This window comes from Arcanobacterium phocae (assembly GCF_018913465.1).
In the GTDB taxonomy this organism is placed as follows: domain Bacteria; phylum Actinomycetota; class Actinomycetes; order Actinomycetales; family Actinomycetaceae; genus Arcanobacterium; species Arcanobacterium phocae_A.
The window spans coordinates 74,764-97,846 of sequence record NZ_JABAPM010000002.1; the positions used below are offsets into that span (position 1 = coordinate 74,764).

The 23,083-nt window shown below is 49.6% G+C and carries 20 protein-coding genes; 10 read left to right on the forward strand and 10 right to left on the reverse strand.

Features of this window, described 5'->3' with window-relative positions; genetic code table 11:
* Nucleotides 1-33: 33 nt before the first annotated feature.
* The gene (locus KSO86_RS02900) at nt 34-1,254 is read right to left on the reverse strand and encodes a pyrophosphate--fructose-6-phosphate 1-phosphotransferase (protein WP_216379020.1); all 1,221 of its coding nucleotides are present in this window, start codon (nt 1,252-1,254) and stop codon (nt 34-36) included.
* Nucleotides 1,255-1,331: 77 nt separating this feature from the next.
* Between KSO86_RS02900 and KSO86_RS02905 the strand changes: the two genes are divergently transcribed.
* On the forward strand, nt 1,332-1,718 hold the full coding sequence (locus KSO86_RS02905) for a hypothetical protein (RefSeq protein WP_216379019.1): 387 nt from the start codon (nt 1,332-1,334) through the stop codon (nt 1,716-1,718).
* Nucleotides 1,672-3,552: a DEDD exonuclease domain-containing protein gene (locus KSO86_RS02910; protein WP_216379018.1), complete on the forward strand. Its 1,881-nt coding sequence runs from the start codon at nt 1,672-1,674 to the stop codon at nt 3,550-3,552. Before KSO86_RS02905 ends, KSO86_RS02910 begins: the two co-directional genes overlap by 47 nt.
* Nucleotides 3,553-3,574: 22 nt before the next feature.
* Here the strand turns inward: KSO86_RS02910 and KSO86_RS02915 are convergent, their stop codons facing one another.
* Nucleotides 3,575-3,970, reverse strand: a complete 396-nt coding sequence (locus KSO86_RS02915; RefSeq protein ID WP_216379017.1) for a response regulator transcription factor — start codon at nt 3,968-3,970, stop codon at nt 3,575-3,577.
* A gap of 190 nt (nt 3,971-4,160) precedes the next feature.
* Between KSO86_RS02915 and KSO86_RS02920 the strand changes: the two genes are divergently transcribed.
* Entirely contained in the window at nt 4,161-4,784 is a 624-nt protein-coding gene (locus tag KSO86_RS02920; protein ID WP_216431792.1) for a superoxide dismutase, read from the forward strand.
* A 61-nt stretch (nt 4,785-4,845) separates the two neighbouring features.
* Here KSO86_RS02920 and KSO86_RS02925 read toward each other — a convergent pair whose 3' ends face one another.
* The 4 genes from KSO86_RS02925 to KSO86_RS02940 all read right to left on the reverse strand — a co-directional run bounded on the left by KSO86_RS02925 (nt 4,846) and on the right by KSO86_RS02940 (nt 8,667).
* The gene (locus KSO86_RS02925) at nt 4,846-5,769 is read right to left on the reverse strand and encodes an FKBP-type peptidyl-prolyl cis-trans isomerase (RefSeq protein WP_216379015.1); all 924 of its coding nucleotides are present in this window, start codon (nt 5,767-5,769) and stop codon (nt 4,846-4,848) included.
* A gap of 67 nt (nt 5,770-5,836) precedes the next feature.
* Entirely contained in the window at nt 5,837-6,178 is a 342-nt protein-coding gene (gene erpA / locus KSO86_RS02930; protein WP_372443427.1) for an iron-sulfur cluster insertion protein ErpA, read from the reverse strand.
* 77 nt (nt 6,179-6,255) lie between these two features.
* Nucleotides 6,256-7,323: a glycerate kinase gene (locus tag KSO86_RS02935; protein WP_216379014.1), complete on the reverse strand. Its 1,068-nt coding sequence runs from the start codon at nt 7,321-7,323 to the stop codon at nt 6,256-6,258.
* A complete protein-coding gene (locus tag KSO86_RS02940) occupies nt 7,324-8,667 on the reverse strand; it encodes a dipeptidase (RefSeq protein WP_216379013.1) in 1,344 nt (447 codons plus the stop codon).
* A 77-nt stretch (nt 8,668-8,744) separates the two neighbouring features.
* On the opposite strand from KSO86_RS02940, the gene KSO86_RS02945 reads away from it, so the two are divergent.
* On the forward strand, nt 8,745-9,413 hold the full coding sequence (locus KSO86_RS02945; protein WP_216379012.1) for a DUF3043 domain-containing protein: 669 nt from the start codon (nt 8,745-8,747) through the stop codon (nt 9,411-9,413).
* Between the two features lie 69 nt (nt 9,414-9,482).
* On the forward strand, nt 9,483-10,907 hold the full coding sequence (locus KSO86_RS02950) for a leucyl aminopeptidase (RefSeq protein ID WP_216431794.1): 1,425 nt from the start codon (nt 9,483-9,485) through the stop codon (nt 10,905-10,907).
* Between the two features lie 96 nt (nt 10,908-11,003).
* On the opposite strand, the gene KSO86_RS02955 is transcribed toward KSO86_RS02950, so the two are convergent.
* On the reverse strand, nt 11,004-11,321 hold the full coding sequence (locus KSO86_RS02955; protein WP_216379010.1) for an oxidoreductase: 318 nt from the start codon (nt 11,319-11,321) through the stop codon (nt 11,004-11,006).
* Between the two features lie 187 nt (nt 11,322-11,508).
* On the opposite strand from KSO86_RS02955, the gene lpdA reads away from it, so the two are divergent.
* The 5 genes from lpdA to glnA (KSO86_RS02980) all read left to right on the forward strand — a co-directional run bounded on the left by lpdA (nt 11,509) and on the right by glnA (KSO86_RS02980) (nt 18,264).
* Nucleotides 11,509-12,885: a dihydrolipoyl dehydrogenase gene (gene lpdA, locus KSO86_RS02960; protein ID WP_216431797.1), complete on the forward strand. Its 1,377-nt coding sequence runs from the start codon at nt 11,509-11,511 to the stop codon at nt 12,883-12,885.
* Nucleotides 12,886-12,904: 19 nt separating this feature from the next.
* On the forward strand, nt 12,905-14,599 hold the full coding sequence (gene sucB / locus KSO86_RS02965) for a 2-oxoglutarate dehydrogenase, E2 component, dihydrolipoamide succinyltransferase (protein ID WP_216431799.1): 1,695 nt from the start codon (nt 12,905-12,907) through the stop codon (nt 14,597-14,599).
* A 173-nt stretch (nt 14,600-14,772) separates the two neighbouring features.
* Nucleotides 14,773-15,957, forward strand: coding sequence for an MFS transporter (locus tag KSO86_RS02970; RefSeq protein ID WP_216431801.1), 1,185 nt, complete (start codon nt 14,773-14,775; stop codon nt 15,955-15,957).
* A 69-nt stretch (nt 15,958-16,026) separates the two neighbouring features.
* Entirely contained in the window at nt 16,027-16,737 is a 711-nt protein-coding gene (locus KSO86_RS02975; RefSeq protein ID WP_216431803.1) for a DUF4191 domain-containing protein, read from the forward strand.
* A gap of 99 nt (nt 16,738-16,836) precedes the next feature.
* Nucleotides 16,837-18,264: a type I glutamate--ammonia ligase gene (glnA, locus tag KSO86_RS02980; RefSeq protein ID WP_216431805.1), complete on the forward strand. Its 1,428-nt coding sequence runs from the start codon at nt 16,837-16,839 to the stop codon at nt 18,262-18,264.
* On the opposite strand, the gene KSO86_RS02985 is transcribed toward glnA (KSO86_RS02980), so the two are convergent.
* Genes KSO86_RS02985 through glnA (KSO86_RS02995) form a run of 3 tightly spaced genes read right to left on the reverse strand, consistent with a single transcriptional unit; the run spans nt 18,252 to nt 23,020 of the window.
* Entirely contained in the window at nt 18,252-18,854 is a 603-nt protein-coding gene (locus tag KSO86_RS02985) for a histidine phosphatase family protein (RefSeq protein WP_216431807.1), read from the reverse strand. The two genes, glnA (KSO86_RS02980) and KSO86_RS02985, sit on opposite strands and share 13 nt — an antisense overlap.
* A gap of 21 nt (nt 18,855-18,875) precedes the next feature.
* Nucleotides 18,876-21,692: a bifunctional [glutamine synthetase] adenylyltransferase/[glutamine synthetase]-adenylyl-L-tyrosine phosphorylase gene (locus tag KSO86_RS02990; RefSeq protein ID WP_216431809.1), complete on the reverse strand. Its 2,817-nt coding sequence runs from the start codon at nt 21,690-21,692 to the stop codon at nt 18,876-18,878.
* A complete protein-coding gene (glnA, locus tag KSO86_RS02995) occupies nt 21,692-23,020 on the reverse strand; it encodes a type I glutamate--ammonia ligase (protein ID WP_216431811.1) in 1,329 nt (442 codons plus the stop codon). Before glnA (KSO86_RS02995) ends, KSO86_RS02990 begins: the two co-directional genes overlap by 1 nt.
* Nucleotides 23,021-23,083 lie beyond the last annotated feature (63 nt).

Here is a 23,083-nt window from a genome sequence, read left to right on the forward strand (position 1 = left end):
GGAGAAGGCCGGCCAACATAAAATGTGCAGCTATTACTTAGCTGGCTTTGATTCCCATTCCTGACCAATAGCATCCATGACTTCATGGAACCATGGCTGGGAAACATCGAATGCCTTGTGTCCAGCAATCCGCTTGAAATCAATTGCCTTCAGGGTGTCATTGTCTTCCTCATCGTGGCCGATCACACCGGAGACGCCTTCTTGAGCAGACTTGACAGCAAGATCAACCATGGACTCGATAAGTTCGAGATCCTTCGGGTTCGATGCAGCTGAACGTGAGAAGTATCCAGACTTCTGAACCATAACCTTTTCTGCGCCAATAATCTTAGCAAACTGGTTGGCGAACCACTGACCAGGATTAATGGTGTCAAGCTTAACGTGACCGAATGGGTCGCGTTCTACCTCAATACCGTCTTCTAGTAGCTCTTCAATAATTTCATCTACGCCCGCGCCTTCGGACAAGAAGATATTAACATTGCCTTGCTCATCCATGATCTTACGCAAACGGGATCCTTCAACATCAAGGTCGAAAGTAATTTCCGGAATGTAGAGAGCGTGGACATCCCAACGTTCTTTGGACAGTCCTGCTGATGGAACCCATTCTTGCTCATTGAGCCACTGGCGGTAATACTGTGCAGTTTGTGCAGTAAGGTAACCACATGCGCGTCCCATAACTTCGTGGATGATCAGCATGCGTGGGTTGGAGCGGTGCTCACCAATAACATTCTGGGCAAACTTCGATGCTTGTTCAGCCGCTGTGTAGGCACCAAGAGACTGACGAATTGGGACAATATCGTTATCGATGGTCTTTGGTAGACCAACAACAGTCAGCTCGTAATCGTTTTCATGCAGGTAAGCTGCCAGATCAGCAGCAGTGGTGTTTGTATCATCGCCACCAATTGTGTGCAGAACGTCCACACCATCTTTGCGGAGCTGTTCAGCAGCAACTTCGAGCGCATTTTCGCCTGGCTTAATCAAACCGCGTTCCACAAGATTCTGGGAATTGGTGAGCTTAACGCGTGAATTACCAATCGGCGATCCACCAAACTTCTTCAGTGTGGCTGCATTAGCACGTGCTTCGTCGTCGAAAACAATGAAGTTTCCGGTGAGCAGACCGTGGTATCCATACTGGTAGCCAATAATTTCAACTTCCGGCATTTCCTTGGTGTAGTGCTCAATTAGACCGCCTACTGCGGTGGACAGGCATGGTGCGAAACCGCCTGCGGTAAGAATCGCGACGCGACGGATAGACATCCGTATCCTTCCTCTCATGTGTGGGGCGGGCTACTCCCGCTTCTCCTCCTATAGTCTACCGGTTGTAAGGTAGGACCATGGAACGTGAAGATAATGATTTGGGCAACCTTTCTGGTTGGGATGCCGACGGAGAGTGGCAAAACTTTATTTCACTCGATAATGGAACCAGTCGACGCAACCCACGTGATTGGTCCCCGTCAGAAGACGATAGCGAGTTTGACGTTACCGATTTGCCACCTGCATTACCGCAAGCACCCGCGAGCTTTCCTCGACTAGCCATGGCTTTATGGGTTTTATGTACGCTGGCAATACTGATCTGTTGTGCCGGTTTCTTCGATATTATTTTCCTTCCGCGTACTGTATTTATTAGCGCGGCAGTCCTGGCGTGCGTTTGTGCAGCTGGTGGGGTAATCGCGCATGCTCCGAACGAACGAGATTTTGACGACGACGGAGCACGGCTATAGTGCACCTGAAAATATGGTGGAGGCTCGACCTAAAGTACATACTATGAAGATCATGCCGGTTACTGGACAACGTATTGACACTGACCGCGGCGTTATCCATCGTCGCGGGGAAAAATTATCTACCTGCGAACAGCTGAGTTTCGATGATTTGGGTCTGCCTCTTTCTAAGGTCACATTCTTGGTTGTCGACGTCGAAACTACTGGCGAAAAACCAGGATTACACGCACTAACTGAAATAGGCGCGGTAAAAGTACGCGGCGGTGAGGTCGTCGGCGAGTTTAGTTCACTTATCAACCCGCAAGTTCCCATTCCGGCATTTATTTCGCGACTCACTGGTATCACGAATGCTACCGTAGCCACCGCACCAAATCTCGATGTTGTTTTGCCACTATTTATCAACTTTATCGGTTCTGACCCAGACCTAGTATTTGTTGCGCACAACGCCGCTTTTGATATGGGACAGTTACGAGGTGCTGCTGAAGCTTTAGAGCTTTCTTTTCCAAAACGCAAAGTTGTTGATACGGTGAAATTAAGCCGGCGGGTTTTCACCCGTGATGAGGTACCAAATCATAAACTCTCATCACTTGCTCGTTTCGTCCAAGCTACCACTTCCCCGTCTCATCGTGCTCTTGACGACGCCCGCGCTACGGTTGATGTCTTTCATGCTATTTTGGCCCGGTTGGGCTCGCTTGGTGTCACACATCTCGATGACTTGTTGGTGGCTCACTCACGGGTACCGGGAAAACGCCGGTTAAAAGCTCATCTAGCTGACCAGATTCCAGCGCTCCCAGGAGTATATAAATTTATTGGACCCAACAACGAGATTTTATATATTGGGACATCCAAGAACTTATATAAGCGTGTTCGGTCCTATTTCACTGCGGCCGAAAAGCGACGCCGAATTGGCGAAATGGTGGATCTTGCTGTCCGGGTTGACACTATTGTCACGAAGACTGTTATTGAAGCGCAAATCCTTGAAATCAGATTAATACGGGACTTAGAACCACCCTACAACAGGAGGTCGAAACCACGAGCTCGATATTGGCTGAAACTTACTGACGAAAAGCATCCTCGACTAACGGCGTCTAGAGTTGCTACCTTCGATAATCTTGATGTTTCATTAGGTCCTTTCACCAAAATGGGAAATGCAAAAGCCGCTCTGGAGCTGGTTAATTCGTACACCAACCTACGCACATGTGCACAGGTTTTGCCTAGCCAACCAGATGGCAGACCTGCATGTCATCAAGCGGAGTTAAAGTTGTGCGATGCGCCGTGCCAGACCGGTATAGAACAAAAGATGAGCTACGAAAAAGTAGAACGAATTTTGCGCGGGGATGTCGATGATATCTATCTCCATAGTCTCAAGCGAATGAAGGAACTATCAGCAAACGAACGGTTTGAGTATGCTCAGCGGGAGCGCGATCGAATATACGCTCTCGTTGGCGGTGCACGTGCGCAAGCGCTCATGAAACCACTCATTCAGTCGGGCCGTATTATTGCTGCAACGCCCCATTATCAACAACCAGATGCATGGGAGATAGTTATAGCTGATTATGGTCAACTAGTTGATTCAAATATCGTGTGCGGAGCTAATGAAGTTCACACCTACGCTGATTCATACAACAGCCAGCATCCGTTATCTGAGCCGCCTGAACGACCGTTCACTGAGGTAACCACTGATGAATTACATTGTCTTTCTTCATGGCTGTGGCGCGATTTGGTTCGGATTGTGTACGTATCTCAGCCCGAGAAATTAGCTACGCGAGTCTCGAGTTCACAAAAAATTATGCTCCCCGATATCGCTGGCGTAGACCAGGCGATATGGGAAGCATAAAAGAAGTTAAACTCAATGCACGCTATGAAACTAATTCTTTCACTGCCGCGGATAGCTCAGTCGCGTTGATTGGATAAGGTAAAATAGCTTCTGGACGCGCAACTCGTGCTAGCCACTCATCTTGTGGCCGGGCTATGAGGACAATATACGGAATGTTTTCGTTGATTTCATCCCGTACCATTTTTCCTAAACCGATCCCACCAAGCTTTGGCGTCTCCGCATCTAGTATGAGCAAATCAAAGGGCTGACCAGCGTCTTCTGCATCTTTAATTTTCAGAATAGTTCCGTCCGGAGTTGCGCCCTCTGTCCATTCAATCAGCGTCTCTTGGCCACGCACCTTGCGACCTACTGCGCGTTTAACAGATTCACGCACATCACGATTATCTGAATAGACCAATACTCTAACGTGCGAGCCCATGTCCACCTCCGGGGAGATTACTATCTTTAATTCTCTCTTAAGTCTACGTCGTTTCTGGGCTCCGAACTAATCGAGTGAGGCACCGAGTATTTCACTCATAGGAATAAAGCCCACCAATATAGGCTGAAAATATGCATAATAGAATGTGTACATCGGACTTAAGTCCCTCACGAAATTACCGGAGGTCGAAATGACAATTTATACTCTTCCTGAGCTTCCTTACGATTATGCAGCCCTTGAGCCACATATTTCAGGAAAGATCATGGAGCTTCATCACGATAAGCATCATGCAACGTACGTGGCCGGCGCTAACACGGCAGTAGAGAACATCAAAGCAGCGCGCGAAGCTGGTGACTTATCGAAAATCAATCAGCTATCAAAGGATCTCGCATTCAATCTAGGTGGTCACACCAACCACACTATGTTCTGGCAAAACCTCTCCCCCAATGGTGGTGGCGAACCAGAAGGCGAACTCCTCGAAGCTATCAAAGATTCCTTTGGCTCGTTCGCTAACTTCCAGAAGCACTTCACAGCTGTAGCTCTCGGAATCCAAGGATCCGGCTGGGCTGTTCTAGCCTACGATACGTTGGCAGTCAAGCTTAATGTTTTCCAAATGTTCGATCACCAGGCCAACATCCCATCATTCATCGTGCCATTATTTATGGTCGATATGTGGGAGCACGCTTTCTACCTCGACTATCTAAATGTCAAGGCAGACTACCTCAAGGCGATTTGGAACATCGCTAACTGGGAAGATGTTGCCGCTCGATTGACCCGTGCTCAAGAGCACGCAGCAAAGCTCATTCTTGGCTAAGGGAAAGCTTTTAAAAAGGTTGGCTCGACTAACAATGTCGAGCCAACCTTTTTGTATCGGATTACTTATCGATACCTAGAATATCTACGACGACAGCCAAACCTTGCTTGTTATCGTCACCTTGTGGACCCTGTGGCGGTGCCATAACTAAAACACGCGATCCCACCGGGATACCCGTTAGTCCATCAAAGATAGAGCCACCACCAATAGTGGATAGGAACGGGCCTGCTTTACCGTAACTGGTTTCCGACTTTGAATTATCAATTAGTGACATCGAATATTGCATATAAAGTCTTGAGCCTTCTCCGCCAACTTCTGGACCGCTACCGCGTGCGATAACGGTTGTGGAAATTTCAGTCGGATTCGCAGTCCCCTCTTTAACTTTGACAGTTACAGGTTGGCCTAGCTCTCCTTCAATTTCCACGGGAAGAGAAGCCGGATCTGCTTCTGGAGTTGCATTTGGATCGCCAGCTTGATCCCCGCCGAAAGCATCGAGAATCTCTACATAGAAAGCAATCGTATCGTCTTTACCGATACCCGCCTGAGCATTTCCTCCAGCTGGTCCATACCCCAGTTCGGACGGAATCGAGAGAATAACCTTGGCTCCAGATTTCAGTCCAGACAGTCCCTGAGTCCACCCCGGGATAACTCCCTGGAGCGAAAACCCTGCTCCGCTACCACGTGAAAAAGAAGAATCGAACGGCTTTTCATTGCCCCAGACCTGTCCCACATAATGCGCAACAACAAAGTCAGTTTCTTCGATAACTCGTCCTTTCCCCTCATCTAAGACAGTTTTTTGTAGTCCTTTGGGCGGGTTAGAATCTGGAAACTCCAAGTGGGTATCCTTGCCATCTATTTTAACTGTTGGCATTTCAGTTCCAGCTGCCTGCTGTTCAGTTTTCGACGCTGAATTAGCTGCCGAGTCAGAGCATCCAGTCAGTCCCAGTAGTACCGCTGCACAAAGAGCGATAATGGATCGTTTCACGTATTTTTCTCCTTTATATAAATATAGTGTGTGGACGCCTCAAAGGACGTCCACACACGAGCACTTGTCAGTGGAAAGACTCACCGCATGCACAAGAACCTTGCGCATTAGGGTTATCGATTGTAAATCCCTGGCGTTCAATTGAATCAGCAAAATCGATTGTTGCTCCTTCAAGATAAGGAACCGACATCCGGTCAACAACTACTTCAACACCATCAAAATTAGCAATGGCATCGCCGTCTAGTAGCCGCTCATCAAAATAGAGCTGATACATTAGCCCCGAGCAACCACCAGGCTGCACTGCCACTCGTAACCGGAGATCATCACGACCCTCTTGTTCCAGTAAAGACTTGACTTTCGCTGCGGCCACATCAGTAAGGCTTACAGCATGTGTTGCAATTTCGCTCATCGTTTCCTCCATCTAACACATAGACAAGCTCAAGACTAACGGCTCTAGCTATCTCGTTCCACTGGATACGCTGAGAGCTATGCGTCCCATCCCCATGTTGTTGCCAATCGAACAGTTAATTCGGTAATCCCAGTTAAATCAATGTCAGAAAGTCGATATAAACCATGTATGCCTAAGCCAGGAAGCTCACCCCGCACAATTTGTGTACGTGCAGTTACTACAATGAACGGCGCCCCTACCCGTTGCGCATATTCAGATACTTGGACTAAACCGCGCGGCACATGAAGCTCTAAACTGTTTGTTATATATACATAAAGATCAGCCGGTTGGGTGGGGATGGGAAGATCTTGTCCCAATAAATCGAGCTTGGCATTCAACGTATGGAACATCTTACCTAAGCCACCACCAACGCCATCAAAAACTTGTTGGTGTCTCATCTGGCTACTCGACATAGTGAGATTATGTTGACTCATTGCCCGGTCTAGCCGGTGCGCTAGGTCCGTGGCTGTCGAATTAAAATCTTGAGCCGTACACGCATCAAAACCGCGCTGTTGCCATATCCTTCCAATCCCATCTGGCCCATGCAAAAACTGATCATGGGGATATGTAATATAGAGACTCATGTTCTCTAGACGGGATCGGGCTAAAATAAGGACCTGCTTTAGAGTACTTTCGTTCATATTATTATCCAGGCTGACGCCAGACAATGCACTCAGCATTCCTAAGCCTAGGTCGCTGTGCGTCATTAATGCAGGAAGATGAATATGCACATTCGATACATGGCGCTCCGCTAACCACAATAGGTCCTCTGCCAAGAAAGCTGAAGATCCCCGAGGATCCCCGTCTCCATTCCATGTCGCAGCTTCAGCAAGGTCAATGAGCGCGCGATTACTGGTCTTAGAAATCCAAATTATCCGGCCGGGACCAGATCCATGACGGCGTTCAACAGCTTCTGCCTCGCCAATACGGTGGCAAAAAACATTGGCTAGCCCAGTACCAACATGCGCAACATTTTCACCATCAGAGTTCAAGCATATGTCTATCTCATCTGTTGGCCTAGACTGATTCCAACCCGATGCGAATGCCTGTGCCACGGCGTCCGGTTCATTTCCCGGAAGCGCCGTGGCAACACACAAAATTCGCACTTACTTCCCTAGGCGTGAAAGTGTCAAGGCCTCCGCCACAATTGCATGGCGGAAATCTTGAATATGCAATGACTCATTAGCTGAATGAGCACGAGTATCCGGATCTTCGATTCCGGTTACTAGGATCTGTGCCTGTGGGAATGCCTTTGCTAAGTCAGCGATAAACGGAATAGACCCTCCTTGACCAATGCTGACAGGTTCAACACCCCATGCTTCTGCCAGAGCTTTACGCGCGATCTCGGTTGCTTCGGTTTCTGCACCAGCGAGGAAAGCTGATCCTGCTTCGGACAACGTGACGTCAACATGGGCGCCAAATGGAGCGTGCTTGCGCAAGTGATCGGCAAGCATCTGCGCAGCTTCGTGTGAATCCTGGCCAGGAGTTACTCGCATGGACAACACAAATTTGACTGACGGGAGAATCGTATTTGAAACTGCCGCGACTGAAGGAACATCCATTCCAATCACCGAGATAGCTGGCTTGGTCCACAACCGAGAAGTAAACGATCCGGAACCCGCTAATTTCACGCCTTCCAGAACTCCGGCATCTCGCCGGAAATCTGCTTCTGGATAGTCAACATCAGTGTTATCTTCCTGAACAAGACCTGCTACTGCAACATTCCCGTCCGCGTCGTGCAGTGTAGAAATCAGCCGCGATGCAACGGTAACCGCATCAAGAACTGGGCCGCCGAAGAAACCAGAATGTACGGCGTGGTCAAGCACCTTAACTTCAACCTGCATCTGGACAACACCACGCAACGACGTCGTTAACGCTGGAGCTCCTGCCTTCCAGTTAGAAGAATCCGCGACGACGATCACGTCTGCGGCAAGTTGTTCCCGATAGGTATTGAGAAAATCAACGAAAGTTGGGGAACCAACTTCTTCTTCGCCTTCAATAAATAGCCGAATACCGACGCCCGGATCCGCAGCTTCGATAGCAGCTAAATGGACCAAAACTCCAGCCTTGTCGTCGGCTGTGCCACGACCATACAATCTGCCATCGCGCTCTACTGCGACAAATGGCTCCGACTTCCATTCAGCCAAATCGCCAACCGGCTGCACATCGTGATGTGCGTAAAGCAAAACGGTAGGCTTGCCTTCCTGAGCTGGACGTGAAGCCAGAATCGCTGGTCTTCCTACCAGTCCGGATTCAGTATGTAGCTGAATCACCTCGGTATCCAGCCCTATTTTTTTCGCTCGTTGTGCTATCCATTGAGCCGATTCAAGCATCGGAGCTTGGTCAAAAGAGGATGAAGAAATCGACGGAATAGCAACAAATTCTGTCAATTCGTTAAGGATTTCAGGCATAGCGTCATCGACGCGAGAACTAATTAATTGAGTATTCATACCCACTAGCCTAGCGCGTATTTGCCTGTTACCCGGTAAACTAGCAATGGAATTTCATTAATTGTGAAGGAAGTTTTGTGTTCGGTCAGAAAAAAGACTCTGTTCAAGAGCCGACTAACGTCGCATCGGAGACCCTAGCAAAAGGCCATGTACCAAGCAAAGGTACTCCGACTCCACGCCGGAAAGACGTTGAGCGTGCTCATCGTCGGCCACTTGTCGCTGCAAGCGCTGCCTTAACAAAGGAAGAAAAGCGCAAGCTCAAGGCTGAGAATCGCGCAAAGAGCAATGAGCTGTACTACAAGCAACAAACGGCTATGCGTACCGGTGACGAAAGAAATATGCCTCCTGCCCACCGCGGAAAAGTCCGTCGTTGGGGCCGCGATTATATCGACGCCGCGAACCCACTGGGCCAATGGTTTATGCCAATGGTTATCCCGTTGCTACTGCTCGCAGCTTTTATGTCTTACTGGCCGGTAGCTGCCTTCTGGGCAACCATCGGAGTTTACGCCATTTTCCTCATTATGGTGATTCAGCTCGTATGGATCGTCCGCAACGCAAAGATTCTGGCCGCGTACAAGTTCGGCAAAGATGAGATTCCATCGGGTTTCTCAATGCAGATGTTTTCTCGAGGTATGTACATGCCACGGTGGCGTCTGCCTTCACCGCAGGTTAAGCGCGGCGAGTATCCCTCAGGTTCAACTGCTGCTGATCTGAAAGCTGCCAAAGCTGCTAAGAAGGGACGCTAGTTTCTCACATCTAAGTAAAACGGGGCTAAGTCAGAGGTTTTTCTGGCCTAGCCCCGTTAACATATAGACATGACTAATTTTGAAATTTCAGCACATCTTGATATTCACGCTAATTTAGCGCTCGCCGTGGCAAAGAAAGACGATTCGCTCGTAATCGTGTCTCCGGTACCGGACGATTTCGCGGCCAACGTTGTTCAGTCTTTGACCACACTTGGTTTTGACGCAAAGGCGTTGTCGACGACGACGATCGTTAACCCAGCCAACCCTTCGAAGGTTGTTTTGGCTGTTGGTCTGTGCGAGGAGCATGCAACTGAATCGTTGCGACACATGGCAGGTGCAGCAACACGTGCCGCTGCAGGCTACGGTTCCCTGACAATCAGTTTCCCGCATGGAACCGCTCAGCAAGCTGGTGCAATTGTTGAAGGCGCTGCTCTAGGAGCATACGTTTTCGACGCTTACAAGAAGCCTGCTAAAGAGCCCGTAGAATCCATCGTCGTCGTTTCTGATCATACTGACGAAACTATTCGGGATCATGCTCTAGTACTTGCAGAGGCTGTGAACGCGGTACGAGATCTCGAAAACACCACACCTAATTTCTTGAATCCAGTGACCTTTGCCGATCATGCTGTGAAAGTTGCCCAAGCAGCTGGCTTAAATGTTAGGGTTTACGCGGACGAAGAGCTCGAAACCGAAAAGCTTGCTGGTCTGCTCCAAGTGGGTCGCGGCTCAGCATCAGCTCCACGTCTTGTGCGCGTCGAATATAAGCCGGAAAATGCTGAAGGTTTCACCGCTCTTGTCGGAAAAGGTATTACTTTTGATACCGGTGGCTACAGCTTAAAGCCATCGTCAGTTATCACCGATATGAAGACTGACATGACCGGTGCAGCTACCGTGCTTCATGCAGCAATTGCAGCCGCAAACCTTGGCATTAAGCGACATGTTGTTGCGTGGTTGTGCTTGGCTGAAAACATGGTCTCTGGGACAGCTGGACGGCCAGATGACGTCATTGTCTATCGTAACGGCTTGTCTGTAGAGATTAATAATACGGACGCTGAGGGACGCCTTGTCATGGCGGATGGACTTATCATGGGCTGCGAAGAAAACCCAGATGAAATCATCGACATTGCCACCCTTACTGGCGCACAAATCGTAGCACTTGGCAATCGTACTACTGGCATTATGGGAACAGAAACCGTCCGGGATGCAATCGTTGCTGCGGCTAATGAAGCTGGCGAACCTGCTTGGCCTATGCCGTTACCGGCTGAATTGCGCTCGTCACTTGACTCCGATTGCGCAGATATGAAGAACTCTGGTTCACGCCCTGGTGGAATGCTTGTTGCTGGCCTATTCCTGAAGGAATTCGTTGGTGATACGCCATGGGCACATATCGATATTGCTGGCCCGTCGTTCAACCACGAGGCAGCTTGGGGTTACCAGCCAAAGGGTGCCACCGGTGTCATGCTTCGTACTTTGGTTGAGCATCTTGCTCGCTGAGTGCCCAACTTATTGAGGTAAAAGATGGTGGCTATCAGAAATTTGATAGCCACCATCTTTTAGAAAAACTCAATATTCATCAGCAATATCAACTGCTTAGCGCCTCGAGGCTCCCGGATTGTTTAAGTTCCATTCTCTCATTGACCGGGGATAGCCAGTACGAGCAACGTCATATAGCGGGATATCAAGTTCTTGAGCTAACGCTATTGCGTCTTTCCAGCTAGGAACTTTTCGACGAGTCCATTCGCCATCATGCGCGACGAGAACAATCGATGATGGATCCCGCGGGGTTTCAGCCTCATAATATGCCTCAACCTCTTCCCGCGTAACACAAAAATCCTTTAGATAAGCAGTTGTTTCCCGACGTGCGTGACGTGAGTTGTTCTTTTTTGAGCTCTTAAAAAACCATGCCATGGAGCTCATTGTACGCACATCATATCTGCAATACATCTAAAGCAAGGTCGGCGCACGTCGTCTATAACGTAATGTTGATAACGCAGATTTTCTTCACAAGAATGAGCAATCTCTCGTTCAAAGTGGGACAATGTACCTAAGGGGTCTGGGAAACCAGCACCTAAATGCCAACTCGAGGGAGAGGTAAGTGTCAGACACTCAAGAATACGACGTTGTTATTCTCGGCGCCGGATCCGGCGGATACGCTACGGCTATGCGCGCCGCACAACTAGGACTTTCGGTTGCTTTAGTAGAAGGCGATAAAGTCGGCGGAACATGTTTGCACCGTGGCTGTATCCCAACCAAAGCTTTACTCCACGTTGCCGAAGTCGCCAATGAAATGCGCGAAAGCGCAAATATCGGCGTTAGAGGAAACTTTGAGGGCATTGATATGAATGCTCTTAACGCTTATAAAGACGGCGTCATTGAAAAAATGTTTAAAGGTCTTACCGGTCTCATCGATTCACGAGGCATCGAAACTGTCCACGGATGGGGGCGGTTGATCTCTCAAGATACTGTCGAAGTTAACGGACGCCATCTCAAGGGCAAGAATATTGTCCTCGCCTCTGGCTCTTATTCCAAGACAATTGGTCAGACTATTACAGATCGAGTTATCACCTCAGAGCAAGCACTCAAGCTTGAGCACGTTCCAAACTCCGTCGTCGTCCTTGGCGGCGGCGTTATCGGTGTGGAATTTGCTTCTGTTTGGGCATCTTTCGGTGCAAACGTAACCATCATTGAGGGTCTCGATCGGCTTGTCCCGAATGAGGACCCAGCAATTTCTAAGATGCTTGAGCGTCAATTCCGCAAGCGGAAGATCGCATTCAAGACAAAGACTATGTTTGATCATGTCGAAGAGGATGAAAACGGCGTTCATGTCTTTACCCAAGATGGCAAACAGTACGACGCAGATATGATGCTGATCGCTATTGGTCGCGGTCCAGCTACTCAGAACCTCGGGTATGAAGAACAAGGCATTAAGATGGAGCGCGACTTCGTTATTACTAACGATCGGTTGCATACCGGCGTCGGCAACATCTATGCCGTCGGTGATATCGTTCCTGGCGTACAGCTTGCACATCGTGGATTCCTACAAGGCATTTTCGTCGCTGAGGAAATCGCCGGAATGAACCCGAAGGCCATTGACGAAAACCTTATTCCTAAGGTGACCTACTCAGATCCAGAGATCTCCTCTGTTGGGCTCACCCAGCCCAAGGCAGAAGAGAAATATGGCAAAGAAAACGTCGAAGTCGTTGAGTTCAACCTTGCTGGCAATGGCAAGTCCCAAATGCTTGGCACAACTGGTTTCGTGAAACTCGTCCGTGAGAAGAACGGTCCGATCGTTGGCTTCCATGCTATCGGTGCTCGTATGGGCGAACAAGCTGGCGAAGGCCAACTCATGGTGTCATGGGAAGCATTCCCTGAGGACTTCGAGGGTCTTATCCACGCCCATCCAACCCAAAATGAAGCAGTAGGCGAAGCAATTCTTGCTCTCGCCGGCAAGCCGCTCCACACCCACAACTGAGACAAGGGAGTTTCTGCATATGTCTGAAGAAATTAAGATGCCCGCATTGGGCGAATCTGTTAATGAAGGAACAGTCACCACCTGGCTTAAGCAGGTAGGCGATTCTGTCGAAGTTGACGAACCGATTGTTGAAGTGTCTACCGATAAGGTTGACACCGAAGTTCCGGCTCCAGCAGCTGGAATCTTGGAACGAATCGTCGTTAATGAGGATGAAACAGTAGACGTTGGCACAGTACTTGGTTACATTGGCGATGGTTCCGGCACACAGGCTCAGTCTGATCAGCAACCGGCCACCAATGATGGATCAGGTGAAGGCTCTCAGCCTCTGCCACAAGCCGAAGCAGAAGCATCTGCACCAGCACGTGAAACCCCTGCCCCAGCAGGTAATGGAGGTGGCGTTGATGTCATAATGCCTGCCCTTGGTGAATCCGTCAACGAGGGTACCGTAACCACGTGGCTTAAGCAGGTGGGCGATACTGTTGAAGAGGACGAACCAATTGTCGAAGTATCGACCGATAAGGTAGATACCGAAGTTCCAGCTCCAGCAGCCGGCGTCTTGACAAAGATTATTGTTAACGAAGACGAAACAGTTGAGGTTGGTACTGCACTTGCAGTTATTGGCAAATCTGCTGAAGAAGCACCTGCTACAGAGGCATCTGTTTCAGCTGAACCAGAATCAACTGAGTCGAAGCCGGCTGAAGTTCCAGCAACAGAGCCGACTCCTGTTTCGACTACTGGCGACAGCGGCAAGTCATCTTACGTGACGCCAATCGTGCGCAAGCTTGCCAAGGAACTCGGCGTTGAACTCGCAAGCGTCGAAGGCACTGGCGTTGGCGGCCGGATCCGCCGGCAAGACATCGAAGCCGCCGCCGAAGCTGCTAAGAAAGCAGCACAAGCTACTGCAGACGCACCAGCTGCAGCCTCTACCCCAGTCATCACGCCAGCTACTGAATCAGTTAAGTCTGCTCTTGCTTCGAAGGCGCAGGAAGCTGCGTCGATGCGTGGCACGCGCCAGAAGATGACTGGCTTGCGCAAGACTGTTGCCAAGCGCATGGTCGAATCTCTGCAGACATCGGCACAACTAACCACCGTTATGGAAGTCGATGTTACCCGGATCGTTAAGCTCCGTGCTGCCGCAAAGGATGCGTTCTTGACTCGCGAAGGCGTCAAGCTAACATTCTTGCCGTTCTTTATCCAAGCAGCCACCGAGGCTCTCAAGGCTCACCCGATTATCAACGCTTCAGTTGAAGGTAATGAGATCGTTTACCACAACGTCGAGCATGTTGGCATTGCAGTTGATACCCCGAAGGGCCTCTTTGTCCCGGTCATTAAGAATGCAGGCGATCTGAACATCGCTGGTATTTCCAAGGCTGTTGGCGATCTAGCTGCTCGCACACGTGACGGCAAGATCGGTGCTGATGAGCTAACTGGATCAACGTTTACAATCACTAACACCGGTTCTATTGGGGCTCTGTTCGATACCCCAATTATTAACCAGCCAAACGTTGCCATCATGGGTACCGGAGCGATCTTCAAGGCACCAGCCGTAGTGAAGGATCAGGACGGAAACGAAGTCATCTCTATCCGCTCGAAGTGCTACCTCTCGATTTCCTACGATCACCGAATCGTTGATGGTGCAGATGCATCACGCTACCTACGCGATGTGAAGATGCGCCTAGAAGAAGCGGATTTCGCTGGCGAACTTGGATTGTAATCCATATATAACTGGAATATAACCGCAAGCTGGTGGGGGCTACATCGAGATGTAGCCCCCACCAGTCTTTTACGCCAGTGTGCAGCACGAGATACGGGGACGTATGATGTAGATGGCTCTGCGACGGCCTTTTAATCCGTCACCTTAGCCTTCATATCTCTGATTGGAGTACTGTGAGTAGTTTTTCCGGCTACCGTGAGCTTCCCCGCTTAACCGGAATCGGCTATATTATTATTTCTTTTATCGGACGTTTTCCCATATCTATGACGGTAATAGGCGTGCTAACTCTTGTTACATCTGTTACGCAATCAGTTGCTCATGCCTCGCTAGCGTCCGCTGGTTTAGCAATTGCAACTGGTATTTCCAGTCCGTTAATTGGTCGGTTAACCGATAATTATGGCCAACGATTACCGTTACTTGTCATAGCACCTGCAAACATTATCGCTCTATGTTCGCTTGCGTTCCTCATTAGCTCAAACACACCACTTTGGATCATCATTACATGTGCAGTTTTTGTTGGGCTAACAACTATTCCGTTAGGCGCGCTGGCTCGTGTGCGATGGTATCCCATTACGCGTGAGCAGCGTGAGCTAGCTGCTGCACTATCGTGGGAATCAGTTGCAGATGAAATGGGATTTGTTTTTGGTCCGGCAATCGTAGGAGTTTTAGCTACCGCTCTTAATCCAAGGGCTCCGCTCATTGTTGCTGCTCTGATCGTTGCAACGTGTGTCATACCATTCGCGCTATCACAATTTTCAGTAGGCCCTGCACTACACGGCACCGGTGAAAAGGCTCCGTCAATCACCAAAGTTATACTCAACGTCCGAACACCACTGTTAGCTATGCTCGCCCTAGGGATGTTTTTCGGAGCAGCCCAGACTTCGGTAACAGCATTTGCGCAATATCACGGGACACCAAGTTCAGCCGGATTGATATATGCAACTATGGGCCTCGGTGCTGCAATAACAGCATTGGGCTCGGTCGGGCTACCAGATAAATTGACCCACACCAGCCGCATCGTTTTGGGCGGAGTTGGTTTAACTATCGGTTCTATAATTTGCGTGTTCGCACCGACCCCAGTATTTCTATCTCTTGCAGTATTTTTGTCAGGACTCGCAATAGGGCCAGTCTCGGTCGCCATCTTCACCTTGGCAGGTGCTCGCGCGCCACAAGGCGGAGATGCGGTGGCAGTAACAGCTTTGGGTTCGGTTAACGTCTTAGGTGTTGCAACCTCTGCTTCTGTCACTGGCCAAATCGTTGGGCATTCTGCCAGCTACGGTTTTTTGATTTGTTCGCTATGTGCAGCTCTCATCGCTATAGCGGCGATTGCTACTGATAAACAGAATCTGAAGAATTAACTTTGGAGCTTTACGCGCTGGTGACGTAAAATCAGCACTAGTGCCCTACGAATTAGAAAAAGGACGATCATGGTAAAAAAGCGCAACGACGTCAAAGCCAAGAAGCCAAAGAAGAAGCGCTGGTATTCGTATCTCGCTGAAGCGTACAAGATCTCTCGGGAAACGTACTCGTGGACTCCTTTTGCTATTTTTGGACCACTTTTCGGTGGCATTGCCATCGGCGTTATTCTAGGCTTGGTAACTGGTAGTTGGATTATCTGGCCACTACTATTCACCTTGGTTTCCGTCACGGTCACGATGCTCATTCTGGTTGAGCTGGTCAAGCGAGCTTCATACGCCAAGATCGACGGAATCCCCGGCGCTGCAGCTGCTGTCATGGGGCAGATCAAGAGGGGCTGGATTATCAAAGAAGAGCCGGTCCGCTTTAATGCGCACACGCAAGATATGCTATTCCGCGCGATTGGCCGTCCTGGCGTAGTTCTGGTAACCGACGGCGATCGTAGTCGAACCGCAAAACTTGCTGAAGAAGAGAAGCGTTGGCTTAACCGTGTGGCTCCAGGCGTACCTGTACATGTTATTTCAGTAGGAAATGACGAAGGCCAAACTCCGTTGCTCAAACTACAGCGAGCAATGCGCAAGTTGCCGAAGGCGCTGAGCAATCAGGAAGTACAGAAGGTTTTCCAGCGGATTGACATGGTTAAGGTTAACAACATGGGTATTCCTAAGGGAATCGATCCATATAAGGCGCGTCCAGATCGCCGTGGAATGCGTGGTCGGTAAACATCTTTTTTATCTCACTATGTGGGGGTAGTTGCCTATGGCAGCTACCCCCACATTAGACTTAAGACGTAAAGTCATTGGTTTTGGAAGGACTTTTTGATGTTTTCATCAACAGATCAAGCACGCGAATATATTAAGAACGAACATATTGAATTCGTAGATATTCGATTTTGTGATTTACCGGGAATGATGCAACATTTCACGATCCCAGTAGATACTTTCAATCCGGATTCTTTGGACGAAGGTATCATGTTTGATGGCTCGTCAATTCGTGGTTTTACCGAAATACATGAATCTGATATGAAGCTTCTACCTGATCTATCATCAGCTTTTATTGATCCTTTCCGCCAAGCTAAAACTCTCGTTATCAATCACTTTGTTGTTGATCCTTTCACCAACGAACCATACGATCGTGATCCGCGAGTAATTGCTCAGCGTGCCGAGGACTATGTGCGCAGTACTGGTATTGCTGACACTGTCTACATCGGTGCGGAAGCAGAGTTCTTCGTCTTTGACGATATCCGCTTCGAGAACCTCCCACAGCGTTCCTTCTACTCTATTGATTCTAGCGAAGCGTTCTGGAATACCGGACGCGATGAAGACGGTCACAACCTTGGCTATAAGACAGAACAAAAAGCCGGCTACTTCCCAGTTGGACCGCACGATCAAATGGCAGATCTACGAGATACAATGACAAAGCTATGCCAGCAGGTTGGCCTGAAAATCGAACGCGCCCATCACGAAGTAGGGTCTGGCGGACAGCAAGAAATCAATTACCGCTTTGACACTTTGTTGACCGCAGGTGACGATTTAATGAAATTCAAGTACGTCATTAAGAATGCTGCCGTGAACGCTGGAAAAACGGCAACCTTCATGCCGAAACCGCTATTTGGAGACAACGGATCTGGTATGCACTGTCACCAGTCGTTGTGGAAGAACGGTGAACCACTTTTTGCCGACGAACGCGGATACGGCGGCCTGTCTGACCTTGCTCGGTGGTACATTGGTGGCTTGTTAGAGCACGCCCCATCGCTGCTAGCGTTTACTAACCCTTCGGTTAATTCATTCCACCGGCTAGTCCCTGGCTTCGAAGCACCGGTGAACTTAGTCTACTCAGCTCGTAATCGATCAGCCTGCATCCGTATCCCGGTTTCTGGTGGGACCTCAGCTAAAGCAAAGCGAATCGAATACCGCACCCCGGATCCATCCGCCAACCCGTATCTGGCCTTCGCGGCCCAAGTCAAGGCTGGTATCGACGGAATCAAACGACGTATTGAACCTGCAGCGCCAATTGACAAAGATTTGTACGAACTTCCACCAGAAGAACACGCACAGATCCCGCAACTTCCGGCTACGCTTGACGACGCCTTGCGCGCTCTCGAAGCAGATCACGACTACCTCACTGAAGGTGGTGTCTTCAGTGAGGATATTATTCGTACCTGGATCGACTACAAGATGAAGATGGAAATTGAGCCGCTTCGCCAGCGTCCTCACCCATTTGAATACCAGTTGTATTACGGCCTGTAAATATCCATCCAACGCTCGATTTCAAAACCCTGCGCCAGGCTCCCCTCTACCACGGCAATTCCCGTGTTCTGGAGGCGGGTCTGGCGCATTTGTTGAGTGATGCCTTTAGCCCGCATGCCAACCCAATAAGTGATCATCGCAGCGTGCGCCACAATGACTGGCCGCTTTGCACCCGATTCTTCGATCTCTCGCACAACTGCATCGAAACGTTCAAGCGTTTGCCGACCGGTGTCGCCACCACCTAGAGGAACATCAAGTTGTCCTTTCCCCCACGCCATCATTGTTCCGATATATTCCTGCATGGCTGCTGGATCAGTTTTCCCTTCTAAGGACCCTGCGGCAACTTCGCGTAAGCCGGCGCGCGCTATGGGAGTAAGATTCAGCTGCGTAGCTAACGGTGTAGCCGTCTGTTCAGTCCGTAACGTATCTGAACGCCAGATCGCGTCAGGCTGATATTTCACTAGCTCAGCAACGACGTCGTTCGCTTGTGCCCAACCAAGTTCAGTTAGTGCCTGTCCCGGCACTACTGTGTCAATAGCGCCCCGTTCGTTAGCATGAGTCTGTCCGTGCCTAACAAGTATAAGCTTCATTATTTCTCCCATTATCGTCTGCTATTTTTCGTCATAAAATATCTTATTCGTCACAGTTCGTGCGCGTCTAGAGGCGCGCAGGTATTGCTCAGAAAAATCGTGACTTTGTTGCTGAGGTAGCCGAATAATTGCTGCTATAAGCTGCAACACAGCAGGATCGTCTGGGACGACATCGACATTTAGTCCAGTCTTCCCGGTTGCTAATACGTTGAGATCACGAATCAATGACGCGCGATCCCAAGCTTCGATCAGTACACGAGCATCATCAGGATGCAGTAACCCGCATCTAGAAGCTTCTCGGATTGTTTTGATAGTTGATGGGCATCGTAGCTCGGGATAGCGTCCGGCATTCATCAGCTGAATAAGTTGCGCCGTCCATTCGACATCAGCTAGTCCGCCACGCCCGAGTTTTACATGTCGGCTCGGGTCAATTCCACGTGGAATTCGTTCCTTCTCCATCCGTATTTTCAACATCTGAATCTCACGTATATCATGTGGGCTTACACCATTTGCCGGGTAACGGAAACTGTTTATAGATGCAAACCAAGCGCTGGCTACTTCTTTGTCGCCACAACAGTATCGTGCGCGTAGTAGGGCTTGACGTTCCCAAGCGCTACCCCAGCGCTCGTAATAAGCGCGATACGATTCAACAGACCGGGCGATAGCGCCCTGTTTTCCTTCTGGTCTCAACTGGATATCGGTGACAATCGCCGGCTCGCTGCCAGCGTTCTTTAACAAAGCTAACGTCTCAGCGGCAACCCTTGTAGCTTCCGCGAGCGCATCGTCGTCGGTAGCCCCTGACGCAGGCTCATAGACAAAAATCACGTCTGCGTCCGAAACGTATCCAATTTCTTGGCCGCCTAAGCGTCCCAACGCAATGATCGCATAACGGGCGTCATGGGCAGTGTCGTGTTGTGCAGCAATTAAGGCTGCAGAAATCGCTAGATCAGTGATGTCACTTAATGCGACACGAACCTGCTGCGGAGTTATTATGCCAAGTGTCTGTCCGATAGCCATACGTAGTATTTCCCGACGGCGGAGGTATCGTCCGGCCATCGCTTTACTGAGCGGAGTGTTTCGGCGTTTGAGAAGCGCATGTAGCTCGTCGGTTAAATCGGCGGGACTGCGAGGGCTTAGCAGCCCATCGTCGTCAAGCCAAACAATAGCTTCTGGCAATGTGGGCAACATCTGAGCTATATAACGCGAGGTAGCGAGTAGGTACGCTAGGCGGGGAGCAACGAGTGCGCTATCTCTCAACAAACGCATATACCATGATGTCGAACCGAGTTTCTCAGATACATCACGGAAGGCATTCAGCCCGTGATCTGGTTCGGTTGCTTCCGCCATCCAACCGATCATAGCTGGCAAGACATGCCGTTGGATACTAGCAGTACGTGATAGTCCTTGGGTCAGCGCACGTAGATTCCGGAGGGCAGAATGCGGATCTTTAAATCCAATTGCAGATAACCGTTCTCGCGCTGCGTGTTCTTCGAGCACAACATTATCTGGGTCAAGCGACGCAAGCGATGGCAGCAACGGATGATAGAACATTGCGGTGTGCAGTTGCCGCACTTCATGGCGGATACGTTGCCATTGGTTTTCAAGCTCTTCCGAATCATAGCCCATAGCAGCCGCAACACGGCCTAACCGCGATAACGGTGGAATATCGTGGCTTCGTCGCAAACGCTGGAGCTGGATTCGATGCTCTAGCACCCGCAAGAAACGATAGTGATGGTCGAGTTTACCACCTGTTTCTCGGCCTATATATCCGCCCTCAACTAAGGCACTGATAGCGTCGAGTGTTTTCGCTACTCGTAGCGATGGATCGGTACGGCCATGTACTAGTTGCAGTAGTTGTACCGTAAATTCAATATCGCGTAAGCCTCCCGGTCCTAACTTTAACTGTCGATCTGCAATTTCCCGACGCAAATGTGCTTCGACACGTTGCCGCATATGTCGCACACTATCTACGAAGCCCCCTCTATTAGCTACCTCCCAGACCAACGGGTTTACGACAGCCATATATCGCCGCGATGCTTCATCATCAGGATCAAGTGGTCGCGCTTTAAGAAGAGCTTGGAATTCCCAAGGCTGAGCCCATCGTTCATAGTAGGCTTTATGAGACTCCACAGTTCGCACTAGCGGTCCATTTTTCCCTTCTGGCCGTAAGTTTGTGTCGAGTTCCCAAAGAGCCGGGATTGGTCCAGGACTACTAATGGCGTGGGTAAGCCAGGATGCGATTGCCGTTCCGATCCGGATTACTTCAGCGTCAGACACTTCTGGCTGAGCCGGTTCGGCAATGTAGATAACATCAACATCAGAAACATAGTTAAGCTCACGGGCACCTGTTTTGCCCATTGTGATGATGGAAAAATCAATAAGATTGGCACTAGGAACGAACCGATTAGCGAGGTTAAGGGCAGCTTGGAGCGTCTGGTCTACTAGTTGTGTTATCAGTTCACTGGCGGTAGAAACAAAAGCCACTGGATCGTCAGCGGTCAGATCATACGCGGCAATCGTTATGAGCCGACGGTAATAGGCTAATCTCAGTTCCTCAATCTGATTTTTCTCTGTCGGACTATATGATACCGACAACGGAGCGTCAGGTTGCTCGTGAAGTGCGTCAAGCAGATGCGGATGTACGATGAGTAAATCCGCGAGCGCGCTGGAAAATCCCATAATCGCACCGAGACGGTGGCACGAGACTGGATCAGCTAAGATTTGTGACCACAGTGCTTGGTTAGCCGGTGTTAGTGATTCAATCAGCCGCAAGAGGCTAGCCTCGGCTAACCCCGAATCTGCTGCGTACTGAAAGAATTCTGGACTCAAGTCGGGCATTAGTAATAGAGCCTGCGTTCAAAATCGGTAATTTGTTGCCGATATTCATGCCATTCGCGTTCTTTATTTCGTAAAAAGAAGTCGAAAGCGTCCTCGCCAAGCGTGGTCGCAACAAGTTCTGATTCTCGAGCGAGTGTTATCGCTGAGTGTAACGACGACGGCAATTCACCTATGCCCATGATATGACGTTCTTGATCGGACAAGGCGTTGATATTTGTATCGACAGACTCAGGCACCTCGTAATCGTTTTCGATGCCCGATAGTCCAGCATTGAGGATGACAGCGAACGCCAAATACGGGTTTGCTGCGGAGTCTAACGCCCGATATTCGATACGTGCACTATGGCCTTCTTTGGCGGAAAATGTTGGAACGCGCACGAGTGCACTGCGATTAGTTTTTCCCCAGGCAATATATGCCGGTGCCTCGTCCCCTGCCCATAACCGCTTATAGGAATTGACATGTTGGTTAGTGATTGCTGAGATTTCCCGGGAGTGACGGAGGATTCCAGCAACAAATTTTGTCCCTGTTTCTGATAAGTGATAGTCACGCAGTGGATCGTAGAAAGCATTCGTATTGCCTTCAAAAAGTGACATATGAATATGTAAGCCATTGCCAGGATGATGAATAAGTGGTTTCGGCATAAAAGATGCTTCGACACCTTGTGTTATTGCGACGTGTTCGACGACGGCGCGCAGACTCATCAGATTATCCGCCATTGTTAGGGAGTCAGCTACCCGCAAATCAATTTCGTTTTGTCCCGGGCCGGCTTCATGGTGCGAAAACTCTACCGGGATTCCAAGCTGTTCAAGTTCATGAATGGCCTGGGCACGGAAACTTTGTGCCAATGGGCGCGAGACATGGTCAAAATACGATCCGTGGTCGATAGGTACTGGTTCCCCATTCTGGTCTTGTTCGTGTTGGAACAAATAGAATTCTACTTCTGGGTGAACATGAAAGGTGAAACCTAGTTTTGCTGCCCGGTCGATTGCTCGCCGTAGAACTCCACGCGGGTCAGAGCGAGCTGGCTGATCATCTGGAGTATGGATATCGCAAAACATGCGGGCACATTTCTCACCTGATTCGTCCCACGGCAAAATGTGGAATGTTGAGGCATCTGGTTTTATCACCATATCTGCCTCATGGATACGTGACAGCCCTTCGACTGCTGACCCATCGAATCCAATCCCTTGAGTGAAAGCACCCTCAACTTCGGCAGGCGGAATCGCAACCGATTTCAATGTTCCTGAGACGTCAGTAAACCACAAGCGGATAAACTTAATATGATTATCTTCAATTATGGAAATGACATGCTCTTGTTGCTGATCCATCGGTGCCTCCCGCGTTACATACATCTTTCTATATTGTGCCATTGCATAGACCCAACAAGCTAT